This is a genomic window from Proteiniclasticum sp. C24MP (assembly GCF_043951855.1).
GTDB lineage: Bacteria > Bacillota > Clostridia > Clostridiales > Clostridiaceae > Proteiniclasticum.
Window position 1 is genome coordinate 47,192 of sequence record NZ_JBINJW010000016.1, and the last position, 11,151, is coordinate 58,342.

Here is an 11,151-nt window from a genome sequence, read left to right on the forward strand (position 1 = left end):
TTTTCTGTAAATAAAAAAGACCATCATCTCCATAAAGGGACGAGGATCTCGCGGTACCACCCAATTTACAAGGAAACACTTTCCTTGTCACTTTATCCTGTAACGGTAAGGTCCGTCTTTATGTACTCTTCCTTCCATAAAGATGCTCGGGGGCGTTTTTCATCAAAGGGCTTGCTGCTAAACTTTCACCATCATTAGCTCGCTGGATGCAGTTTCCTTTATTACTCTTCCCGTCTTCGCATGTAAACTATGCACTTTCGCTTCATTCAGTATATAACAAAACCCCTTGACTGGCAAGGGGGTATAGGTGGGGTGATTCACCCTTCATCCTGTTCTTCTACTTCGAAAGATCATACTCCAGCTGAAAATCCCGAGGGTCCTCTTCGTAGAATGTGGGATTGATTTCCAGGGCTTCTCTGCAGCCTAAGGCGAAATAGAAATTCACGGTTTCTTCAGCTGACCCTGCACAGATGTAGAGCTTATCGGCTTCCCAGCTGCGAGCGATATCTGCTGCCTTTTGAAACAGCGCTTTTCCGATGCCTTTTCTGCGATGACTCAACGTGATGAAGAGCTGGTCCAGCAGCACATGATGACAGGTTTTTCCGAAGAACGGCCGGTTCAGGGAAATGAATCCGAGAAGAGCTCCTTCTTCCGAAAAGGCGCCGATGGCAAATCCGTCATCTGAAAGGGTCTTATGAAGCGCATGCAGATGGGCTTCATAGCCTTCCGGCCAGGTGGGATCCTGGTAGCTGATCGTAACAAGAACTCTTCTTCCATCCACTTCCCGGTAGGCCCGATGAATGAACTGGGAAGCGTCGATTTCCTCGATTCTATGACATTCCTCCCGGGTAAGGGGGCGATATGTGATGTTCTTCATGGTCTTCCTCCTGGTGATGGGATTCATATCGGTTGCGTCTGGTCTTCAAGAAGTGGTTTCAGATACTCTGCCACCTTCACGGATTCTCCTGCGCCCATGGTCAGAATGATGTCTCCAGGCTTTGCGAGTTCGCTGAGATGCTTTGCTGCTTCTTCGAAGGTTTCAAAGTTCTCTGTATCTACGGTCTTTCTTCTTCTTATGGCATCTCCCAGTTCCTCTGCGCTGACCAGACCCGTGTCGGGTTCTCTGGCGGCATAGATGGGCAGAAGGGTGAGGCTGTCGACTCGGTCAAAACATTCCACAAAGTCATCAAAGAGCGCACGGGTTCTTGTATAAGTATGAGACTGGAACACCACATGCACTTTTCTGTGGTCCATTTTAAGGACCGTATCGATGGCGTTGACGACTTCTCCGGGATGATGCGCATAATCATCAATGACCATGATGCCGTTTTCCGTATAAAGATGCTGGAATCTTTTATCCACACCCATGTAGGTTTCCAGGCCTTTTTTTATGGAATCTATTCCTAATCCGCAGGAAAGAGAGGCACCGATGGCGCCCAGCGCGTTATAAATGTTGAATTCTCCGGGAACATTAAGGGTCAGTTCAGCGAGGAGTTCTCCCTGATAGACGACTTTGAAGCTGGGCTTTCCCTGTGGGTTGTAGGTGATGTCTTCCGCCCTCAGATCACCGCTGCGAATGCCGAAGGTCAGTGTTCTGATGGTGGCATCCTGCAGAACATAAGACATATTGGCATCGTCTGCATTGGCCACGACAACACCGTCTTCAGGCATGACGGAAACATAGACCCTGAAGGTGTCCAGTATATGGTTGAGATCTCTGTAGTAATCCAGATGATCCGCTTCGATGTTCAGAATCAGTGCCACTTTTCCGGGGAAACGCAGGAAGGACTCCTTGTATTCGCAGGCTTCCGTGATGAAGAAGTCGCTGTCTCCGATCCTGTAATTTCCGCCGATGAGGGGAAGATTTGCGCCTACCAGGATGGTAGGGTCCACTTCTGCCGCCAGCGATATGGCGGAAAGCATGGAGGTGGTGGAGGTTTTTCCGTGGGTTCCTGTCACTGCAATGGAGTTGGTGAAGTTCTGAATGATGTGCCCCAGAAACTCTGCTCTGTCATAGGTTATGATGCCGAGTTCCTTCGCTCTCATAAGCTCTTCATTGTCTTCCCTTATGGCTGCGGTATAGACCACGATGTCCTGATCGGTGATGTTTTCTTTATGATGGCCGAAAAAGATTTCGGCTCCCTTTTCTCTTAATCTTTTCACGTTTTCTGATTCCTTGAAATCAGATCCTGTGACTTTGATATTGCTGTTAAGAAGGATGGCTGCCAGTCCGCTCATGCTGACTCCGCCGATTCCGATAAAATGAACCTTCTTGTTCTCGTATTCCTTTAAATCAAATAACATGATCACACTTCCTTCCATTAACATCATAATCTATCCACCTTAAATTTCAAAGATTTTTTTGGAAAGGAATGTAACAGAGGAAGAATGGAAAAAGATGGGGTAACAATACGAATATTAGATAGTATTATATTGTAAAACATTCGATAATGTTATAAAATTAGAAGAGATAAAATCCATGTAGGAGGATCGTTATGCAAAAATATTCGAGAAACAGCCGAATAAGTGCCATTACAAAAATTCTGATTGAAAATCCCAATAAAATCATGAGTCTGAATTATTTTTCTGAAATGCTGAATGCCGCAAAATCGACAATCAGTGAAGATATTCTGGTGATCAGAGAAATCATGGAAACTCTGGAAATGGGGAAAATAGAAACCATTGCCGGTGCAACGGGTGGAGTCAGATATGTGGCGAGAATAGGAGAAGAGGAGGAAAAAGCCTTTGCGAATTCCATCTGTGAAACGCTGAGGGACAAATCTAGAATTGTGCCTGGTAATTTCCTTTACATTACGGATATTATGCTGGATCCGACCATTGTGCATCGTGCAGGTGTCATTCTGGCTTCGAAATTTTCAAAAGCCAAAGCCGACTATGTAATCACAGTCGAAACCAAGGGTATTCCGCTGGCTTATGAAGTGGCCAGATATCTGGGTGTACCACTGATCGTTGCAAGAAAGAACTCGAAAGTCACAGAAGGAACCAGTGTAACCATTAACTACGTATCAGGGACAACCGGTAGACTGGGGAACATGGGACTTGCCAAAAGAACACTGAAGACCTCTTCAAGATGTCTCTTCATCGATGACTTCCTAAGAGCCGGTGGTACAGTCAATGGTATCGCGGATCTTCTCAATGAATTCGATTCGGAGCTCATCGGCATTGGCGTCCTTGTGGACAGCAAGGAAGTGGTGAAGAAACTTCCAACTCCTCATACATCCCTTGTCGACTACCATGGAGTGGACGAAGAAGGAAATGTGATCATGGAAGCATCTGAAAAATAGTGCGATGGAAAAAACCGTAAAGCAAGGAGCTGTCTTCTGGAAGAATCAACTTCCAGAAGACAGCTCCTTTCGGGTTTCTATGAGGGTTCTAAGAGGTTACTTGTCGAGCTTTGTAAGGGTTTCCCAGATTCCTGTCATGTAAGAAGCGCCTAGGGCTCTGTCATGCAGGCCGTATCCTGGTCTTCCTGTTTCACCCCAGATCATTCTTCCGTGGTCTGGTCTCAGATATCCGTCGAAGCCGTTGCGATGCAGGGCTTTTAAGATCGCTACGATGTCCAGAGACCCGCATGGTGAATAATGCGCGCTTTCTTCAAAGCTGTCATCTGGATAGAGCTTCACATTTCTTACATGCATGAAGTGGATTCTGCCCATTTTGGAATACTTGTCCACCATGGCCAGCACGTCGTTGGCGTTGGAGGAACCAAAGGAGCCTGTACAGAATGTAAGACCGTTGTATTCACTGTCTACAATCTTCAGGAATCTGTCCAGATTCTTTTCTCCGGTGATGATTCTTGGCAGTCCGAAGATGGAGTATGGTGGATCATCGGGATGGATGGCCATTTTCACGCCTGCCTCCTCAGCTACTGGAATGATCGCTTTCAGGAAATATTCGAGATTCTCGAAGAGCTTCTCTTCATCCACTTCTTTGTATTTATCAAAGAGTTCCTTCAATCCTTCTTTCGTATAGCTGGAATCCCAGCCTGGAAGGGAAAGCTCTCCTGTCAGAGGATCCATTTTTTCAAGCTGCTCCTTGAAGTACACCAGTGCAGTGGATTTGTCAGGCAGCTCATAATCCAGCTGAGTTCTTGTCCAGTCGAAGATCGGCATGAAGTTGTAGCAGATTACTTTTACGCCTGCGGCGCCCAGTCTTCTGATGTTCTCCTTGTAGTTTTCGATGTACTGGTCTCGTGAAGGCAGTCCGATCTTGATGTCTTCATGCACGGGAACACTTTCGATGACGTCAAAGTGCAGTCCGTTGTCCTCTGTGATTTTCCTGAGTCTTTCGATACTCTCCACAGACCAGACTTCACCTACAGGAACATCGTATACTGCTGTTACAATGCTGTGCATGTTGGGGATCTGTCTGATGTATTCGATTTTTACGGGGTCGTCTTCTCCGTACCATCTGAATGATAGTTTCATTTAATTCATCTCCTATATATTTTTATGAAGTGCAACAACATCCCTCTTCTGCGACGTGAATGTCGATTTTTTCACCATGAATGGAAAAGGATAATCCATTGAAACAGTTGATATACACAACGTTTTCATAGATTATTAATTCTCTGTTCATAATTGAAAACAAAAGGGCGGAAATTAATCTCTTTGCTTAATAGTATCATATAGTGATGTTGTTTGATGATGATTTAAGTTGCCCATGGACTTGCAAATATTGCTCATTATCGATAAGATGAAAATAAGAAAAACTGGAGGAAATGGCATGAGCAAGCACAAGAATGATTATTCAAACAGACAGCACATGTATCGTATGGATTATGAACTGTTTTATTATAAAGACATGCAGTTCAAGAATGTTTCGCTGCACCATCACGATTTCTTCGAAGTGTATTTTTTCGTGAAAGGGGAAGTGAGCTATCAGATTGAAGGCAGAAACTATCATCTTGTGCCAGGGGACATTCTTCTTGTGAATCACAAGGAGCTCCATCAGGTGCTCATCGAGAATCCTGAGCATTATTATGAACGGTATGTTCTTTGGCTGAATAAAGAATTTATCAAGTCCCTTTCCAGTAAAAAGTCGGACCTGACCAGATGTTTTCTGGATCAGGAGAAAAAGACGCTGCTCAGAACCTCCATGGAAAACCATCAGCTCATAAGAGGAATCCTGGACAAGCTGCATTATCAGAACGCGGAAGACGGATTCGGAGCGGATCTTCTGCCAAAGGCCCTGCTGACCGAGCTCATGATCGAGCTGAATCGCATGAGTTTCGAAGAAGATAAACTGCAGCCGCAGGTGAAGAAGAATCAGCTCATTGATTCCGTCATCAGCTACATCAATGAGCATCTGGAAGAGGAAATCAATATGGACCAGCTGGCAGCGGAGTTCTTCATCAGCAAGTATCATCTTTCCCGCGAATTCAAGAAATACACCGGTACCACCCTCTATCGATTTGTGGTCCAGAAGAGGCTCATCAAGGCCAAAGGACTGATTCTGGAGGGGAATCCCATCACATCCGTTTACGAGGAATGCGGTTTCGGAGATTATTCCAATTTCTTCAGAGCATTCAAGAACGAATATGGACTCACACCGAAAGAATTTCTCAGCGTGATGGAAAAGCGGAAAGCCAGTGAAGACCAGCATAGATATAAGAATATAGCGGAATTCAACTAAAGGATAAAGAACAGAAGGTGTAAATTGAAAATAAGATACACCTTCTGTTCTTTTCTGATAAGATTATTATAATAGTCTGACTGTAGTCAAAGATTTTTCATATTTCTACTGTATGATAAATTAAATGCAATCAAAAAGAAATCTATATGGCATAATCGTCCCCGCAGGTGTGCAAGGAGAGTTTAAAATGCGAGAAAAGATTCATCTAAATGAAAGCTGGATGTTTTATCCGGATGTTGAGGATTACCCGAAAACGTCAGGTGAACTGAAGAACAGGAAGGGAGAACATGTGGATCTTCCTCATACAGTGAAGATGCTGCCTTTCAATAACTTCAATGAAAAGGAATACCAGTTTAAGAGCCTTTACAGAAAAGATATCTTCATTGATGAGGAATACAGGAATAAATCCCTGTTTCTTGTTTTTGAAGGCGCAGCGAATATGACTGTGGTATATATCAACGGAAAGAAGAGCTTTCACAGTGAAAGTGCCTTTCTTCCGTTTTCCAAAGAGATTTCAGAGGAAGTGAGATTCGGTGAAACGAACACCATCGAGGTCATGGTGGATTCAAGAGAGCTCGAATGGATTCCTCCTTTTGGTCATGTGGTGGATTTTCTCACATATGGGGGAATCTACAGAGAGGTGAGTCTGGAGATTCATGACAGGTATTTCATTCAGAATGTCTTCGCCTTTGCGGAACATGTCATGGAAGAAGAGAAACAGCTCACCGTACAGACCATTCTGTCAGCGGAAAGGGGAGGAAGTGTCATATATAAGCTCTTCGAAGGATCGGACACGAGTCAGTCTGGAGAAGCTCTCTTTTCCAGTATCCGCAATGTGGATGAGAAAAGAATGCGTAATACCCTTTCCATTAAGGGTGTATCGCTCTGGGATATCGATCATCCTCATCTCTATACCCTCGAGGTGACCCTGGTGGATCCTGATGGACGCGCTGTGGACAGGAAAACGGAAACCATCGGTTTTCGGGAAGCTATGTTCAAGGAAGACGGGTTCTATCTCAACGGAAGGAAGATCAAGCTGAGAGGACTCAACCGCCATCAGAGCTATCCATATGTGGGGTATGCCATGCCGAAGTCCATGCAGATTCTGGATGCGGAGATTCTGAAAAAGGACCTGGGGGTCAATATCGTTCGTACCTCCCATTATCCTCAATCCAGTCATTTTCTGGACCACTGTGATCGGATCGGACTTCTGGTCTTCGAGGAGATCCCCGGCTGGCAGCACATCGGGGATGAACATTTCAAGGAGAACAGCAAAGACAATCTGAAGAAAATGCTCAAGCGAGACCGCAATCACCCATCGATCATCATCTGGGGCGTGAGAATCAACGAATCCCAGGATGATACTGTGTTTTATGAGGAAATGAACAGGATCGCGCACATCTATGATGAATCAAGGCCAACGGGTGGGGTCAGAAATTTCGCCAAAAGTGAGTTTCTGGAGGATGTCTACACCTATAATGATTTTCTGCATAAGGGGGATAATGAGGGGCTTTCCAGTCCTAATCATATTCTGCCTTCTAAGGCGCCTTATCTTGTGACGGAACACAACGGACACATGTATCCTGTGAAGAGCGCCGATCCGGAAGAGAGAAGAACGGAGCATGCGCTGAGGCATGCCAGGGTTCTTGAATCCATGGAGAAGAACAGCAAGATTTCCGGTGCCATCGGATGGTGCATGGCGGATTACAACACACACGTGGATTTCGGCAGTGGAGACAGGGTCTGCTATCATGGGGTGCTGGATATGTTCCGTCAGAAGAAAACCGCCGCTTTTGTCTATTCCAGTCAGAAAGAGGAGCCTGTACTTCATATCTCCTCTTCCATGAATATCGGAGACCATGCGGGCGGGAATCTCGGAAATGTCTACGCCTTCACCAACTGTGACTATGTGGATCTTTATAAAAACGGCAGACGCATCAGGAGGTTCGAAAAAGACAGGAAAAAGAAGCTGAAGCATCCGCCGATTCTCATGGCTGATTTCATTGGGAATCTCCTGGAGGAGGATGAGGGGTTTTCTGGCGGTGATGCAGAGCGGGTGAAGAAAATCATCAGGAAGGCCGCTGTCTATGGCATGAATCTGCCGCTGACCTCCAAAATGGCCATGGGTAGAATCCTCCTGAAATATAAAATGAAAATGGATGATGCGGTGGCTCTTTTCGGCAAGTACTATGCCGGGTGGGGACAGGACCAGCTGACCTATACGTTCAAAGGGTACAAGAATGAAAAAGAAGTGGCCACCGTGACAAAAGGACCTGGTGCTTCGATGTATCTTGAGGTCATACCATCCAAGGAAGAACTTCTTGTGGAAGAAACCTATGATGTGGCCATGGTGTCCGTCTGTGCGAAGAATAATCACGAGGACATTCTTGTCTATTCCAGTGAAGTGATCCGTCTGGAAACTGAAGGGAATGTTGAGATACTAGGACCGGCCTGGTTTCCTCTGAGAGGGGGACAAGGAGCATTCTATGTGAGAAGCGGAAGAGGCGAAGGGGACGGCGCTGTGAAGATCCTGACGGAAAATATGGGAGAAAAGGAAATCAGGTTCACAGTGAGAGATGGTGGTTTTAGAAAGCTTTAGCGAGAAAAGATAAATGAGAGAAAGGATCCTGGAAATGAAGGTTTTCAGGATCTTTTCACCCCTACATAACAGAATAGAACCTTGTTTTCAACCACTCTTAAACCATTGGTATCACTAGCTTTAAAAAGTTAAATGCGAACAATTCATACCGAAGTGCGAACAATTCATACCTACCAGGAATTAATAGACAGAGATAATACTGTAAATAGAGACACTGAAAGAAGATCAATGTTTTACATACTTTCAGGGTATGAGGATCTTTTCAATAAGGTGGATGATATCTATAATTTTGAAGAACACTTCATAAAGCCGGAATGCCTTGAAGATAATAGTGGGGAGTTCAGTAGTACTGAAATAAAGTTGATTACACTTGCTTTCAATCATTACAACGGATATCCGGCTGATGTTCGTGATGTACTACATTCACTTGATGAAAACACTCTTGAATTAGCGCTTAATTCGATGAAATTAAGATATTTTAGATAGATTGATATCAAAAAGCAAAATAAAGAGCCACTCTAAAAGAGCAGCTCTTTATTTTGCCTTTAAACAAGAATATTAATAAAGAAATAGTTGATTTGATCAACTAAATTAAACTCAATACTAGGGACATTATTGGGAATTTTATTAAGGAAATTACATAATTGAACCATAATAGGGTTTTGATCTACAGATACAAATGGTAATCTCTCTTTTTCTGAATATATAATATCTATTTTAAATCAACGCTACGAAATATTAAGAGCCTCTATAGAAGTGTTGTTTTTGAAGAAGTATTGAATTTGTACATTATTTTCTCTTTATTTTTTTCACTGTAAATACAATAAGTGATATAAATAATCCTAAAACTATAACAATGAGCGTAAATGCAGTTAAGTCAAAACTTTCCATAAAATTCTCCTTTTAAATCCACCGATACTACAAACAACTTACATTGACTTTTTCTTGTAAAAACATCTCCTCTCATTAAACTTTAAATAGCAATATTTTTAGTTAGTGCATTGCTATTTATTTATCAATTTAACTACATCAGGTTAGGCCACAGATGTCTAAATAGAATTATTGCTTTGATAACTCATCTACTTTCATCAGTCTATAAACAAACAGTGTGTAAACTGATATTATTAACAAATTAATAGTATCATGTAAATAACACAGCAAACCCCGAACTTCTTCGGGATTTGAGGCTTTTTTTAAGGAAAAACACAATATTTGGCATAATTGTATAAAAGATAAGAGTGTGAAGAGGGGAATTGCTGGAAAAATAATATTTTAAATATAGATTTTGATAATAAGATATAATTTTTACTTTTATTACAAGTAATTTTTATTTATATTCATTATCAAAATCAGAAGTTTTTACTCTCATATACTCAACAGCTTTTTTCCTGGCATTATCATACATTACTCTAATGTCTCGCTGCCTTTCTTTTGGAACAAGTTCTACTAATGCTTGTGCATTTAAAAAAGTAGACGTTGCACTCATATGACCTGCTTTACTCGAAATACTGGCTAATCTTTCAATATGGGGTTTCATTACAGCATCCAATTGTTGCCTAACGACACTGGCTACTAGGTCAAGATTTTCTTCTGCTAACTTTTCTTGTAGTCCTTGATCTATAAATTCTCTAAGTAATTCGGTCACCATTATTCCTCTTTTATGAGCAAGATTTTTGATTTTTTTGTAGTCATCATCCGTCACTCTTAAATGAATTTGTTGTGCGTTTTTCACAGACATGATTATCAGCAGTAAGATTGAAAGGGGAGAATCCCCATGCTGCGGCTATCAGAGAGCTGAAAGAACAAACCGGCATCGAGGCGCAGGAGCTGGTGGAAATCTACAGAAAGAAGGTCAGAGATACGCTATAGTACTGACTGGAAGAAGGATCAGCTTCAGCTGCAAAAAGAAGAAACCATATCCTGCCAGCGGCTTCCAGTGGAAAAAATTCTTGAATTCAAAACATCCTCTCTCTATGTGCAGCCACATAAAGAGAGAATGAGGAAATATCCGGATTCCATACGATGAGAGGATGTTCGAAAAATCAGTAGAAGATCAGAGGCAGAACCTGCGGATCGCTTTGGCGACCCCGGCTTCATTGTTGGTTTCCGTGATGAAATCAGCAGCTTCCTTCACTTCATCTGAAGCGTTACCCATGGCAACGCCAAGACCAGCATACCTGATCATGGAAAGGTCGTTTTCCGCATCTCCGATGGCCATGACTTCCTCCCGGGTGATGCAGAGCTTCTTAATGAGCGCCTCAATTCCTTTTTCCTTGCCCACATCCTTACGGAAGATCTCAAGGTTGTCCACAGATGAGGATGCGACGCCCAGTGTTTTATGATCTCTGAATTCCTCTCTCAGCTGCATCAGCTCCGCATGTCTTCCTTTGGAGAAAACGATGGCTTTCAGAAACTGATCCTTTCTGTCCAGAAATTCATTCTCCAGATCTTCCGTGACGACGATATCGATCTTCATCTCTTTTGGAAGCTTCTCATTGGCTGCCAGATAGCCGTTGCCATCACCCAGATTTCCCTTGCATACAAGACCATTCCAGGTGTTGTAATGTGCGAAGAATTGATACTTTTCGATTTTCTCTTTTATGAACAGGGTGTCTTCGTAAGAGAGTCTCTGATGATTGAGAATCTCGTTCTGGTACTTCACGAAGGCGCCGTTGGAAGCGATGGTGATGGTATCCGCGCCCAGCATGCCGCCGTAGAGATGCCCGTAATGATACATTCTGCCCGTGGTGATGGCGATGAGGATTCCTTTCTCGCTTGCCTCCTGAATGGCTTTTCGGTTTTCTTCCGGGATGATTTTCTGGTCGTTGTAGAGGGTTCCGTCCACATCGATACAGATCAGTTTATATGATTTCTTCATGCGTAATTCTCCTGTTTTC

The 11,151-nt window shown here is 43.3% G+C and carries 10 protein-coding genes and 1 other annotated feature; of the genes, 5 read left to right on the forward strand and 5 right to left on the reverse strand.

All coding sequences use genetic code 11. The features are described from left to right. Positions 1-32 precede the first annotated feature (32 nt). Positions 33-246: a binding site (T-box leader), on the reverse strand. Positions 247-337: 91 nt separating this feature from the next. Next, positions 338-877, reverse strand: coding sequence for a GNAT family N-acetyltransferase (locus ACHAL6_RS11020; protein ID WP_395270722.1), 540 nt, complete (start codon positions 875-877; stop codon positions 338-340). Positions 878-900: 23 nt separating this feature from the next. Beyond that, positions 901-2,304 carry a UDP-N-acetylmuramate--L-alanine ligase gene (gene murC, locus ACHAL6_RS11025; RefSeq protein ID WP_395270732.1) on the reverse strand — a complete coding sequence of 468 codons (1,404 nt, stop codon included), beginning with the start codon at positions 2,302-2,304 and terminating at the stop codon, positions 901-903. 191 nt (positions 2,305-2,495) lie between these two features. Between murC and purR the strand changes: the two genes are divergently transcribed. Then, positions 2,496-3,305 (forward strand): pur operon repressor, encoded by an 810-nt coding sequence (gene purR / locus ACHAL6_RS11030; protein WP_395270723.1) that lies wholly within the window; start codon positions 2,496-2,498, stop codon positions 3,303-3,305. Positions 3,306-3,401: 96 nt separating this feature from the next. Here the strand turns inward: purR and uxuA are convergent, their stop codons facing one another. Next, a complete protein-coding gene (gene uxuA, locus ACHAL6_RS11035) occupies positions 3,402-4,448 on the reverse strand; it encodes a mannonate dehydratase (RefSeq protein ID WP_395270724.1) in 1,047 nt (348 codons plus the stop codon). A 298-nt stretch (positions 4,449-4,746) separates the two neighbouring features. Here uxuA and ACHAL6_RS11040 point away from each other — a divergent pair, with 298 nt between their 5' ends. The 3 genes from ACHAL6_RS11040 (at position 4,747) to ACHAL6_RS11050 (ending at position 8,740) form a co-directional block, all read left to right on the forward strand. Next, on the forward strand, positions 4,747-5,655 hold the full coding sequence (locus ACHAL6_RS11040; RefSeq protein ID WP_395270725.1) for an AraC family transcriptional regulator: 909 nt from the start codon (positions 4,747-4,749) through the stop codon (positions 5,653-5,655). Positions 5,656-5,842: 187 nt separating this feature from the next. Then, entirely contained in the window at positions 5,843-8,254 is a 2,412-nt protein-coding gene (locus ACHAL6_RS11045) for a glycoside hydrolase family 2 protein (protein ID WP_395270726.1), read from the forward strand. 132 nt (positions 8,255-8,386) lie between these two features. After that, positions 8,387-8,740, forward strand: a complete 354-nt coding sequence (locus ACHAL6_RS11050) for a DUF6075 family protein (protein ID WP_395270727.1) — start codon at positions 8,387-8,389, stop codon at positions 8,738-8,740. An 841-nt stretch (positions 8,741-9,581) separates the two neighbouring features. Here ACHAL6_RS11050 and ACHAL6_RS11055 read toward each other — a convergent pair. Next, positions 9,582-9,992 carry a hypothetical protein gene (locus ACHAL6_RS11055; protein ID WP_395270728.1) on the reverse strand — a complete coding sequence of 137 codons (411 nt, stop codon included), beginning with the start codon at positions 9,990-9,992 and terminating at the stop codon, positions 9,582-9,584. A gap of 17 nt (positions 9,993-10,009) precedes the next feature. Between ACHAL6_RS11055 and ACHAL6_RS11060 the strand changes: the two genes are divergently transcribed. Next, positions 10,010-10,123 (forward strand): NUDIX domain-containing protein, encoded by a 114-nt coding sequence (locus ACHAL6_RS11060; protein ID WP_395270729.1) that lies wholly within the window; start codon positions 10,010-10,012, stop codon positions 10,121-10,123. Between the two features lie 184 nt (positions 10,124-10,307). Here ACHAL6_RS11060 and ACHAL6_RS11065 read toward each other — a convergent pair whose 3' ends face one another. Beyond that, positions 10,308-11,132: a Cof-type HAD-IIB family hydrolase gene (locus ACHAL6_RS11065; RefSeq protein ID WP_395270730.1), complete on the reverse strand. Its 825-nt coding sequence runs from the start codon at positions 11,130-11,132 to the stop codon at positions 10,308-10,310. Between the last annotated feature and the right edge of the window lie 19 nt (positions 11,133-11,151).

What these genes read in the sequence shown, in the direction of transcription:
- uxuA (WP_395270724.1), bottom strand. Translation starts at nt 4,448, where the DNA reads ATGAAACTATCATTCAGATGGTACGGAGAAGACGACCCCGTAAAAATC.
- ACHAL6_RS11065 (WP_395270730.1), bottom strand. Translation starts at nt 11,132, where the DNA reads ATGAAGAAATCATATAAACTGATCTGTATCGATGTGGACGGAACCCTC.
- ACHAL6_RS11040 (WP_395270725.1), top strand. Translation starts at nt 4,747, where the DNA reads ATGAGCAAGCACAAGAATGATTATTCAAACAGACAGCACATGTATCGT.
- ACHAL6_RS11020 (WP_395270722.1), bottom strand. Translation starts at nt 877, where the DNA reads ATGAAGAACATCACATATCGCCCCCTTACCCGGGAGGAATGTCATAGA.
- ACHAL6_RS11055 (WP_395270728.1), bottom strand. Translation starts at nt 9,992, where the DNA reads ATGTCTGTGAAAAACGCACAACAAATTCATTTAAGAGTGACGGATGAT.
- ACHAL6_RS11045 (WP_395270726.1), top strand. Translation starts at nt 5,843, where the DNA reads ATGCGAGAAAAGATTCATCTAAATGAAAGCTGGATGTTTTATCCGGAT.
- ACHAL6_RS11050 (WP_395270727.1), top strand. Translation starts at nt 8,387, where the DNA reads ATGCGAACAATTCATACCGAAGTGCGAACAATTCATACCTACCAGGAA.
- murC (WP_395270732.1), bottom strand. Translation starts at nt 2,304, where the DNA reads ATGTTATTTGATTTAAAGGAATACGAGAACAAGAAGGTTCATTTTATC.
- purR (WP_395270723.1), top strand. Translation starts at nt 2,496, where the DNA reads ATGCAAAAATATTCGAGAAACAGCCGAATAAGTGCCATTACAAAAATT.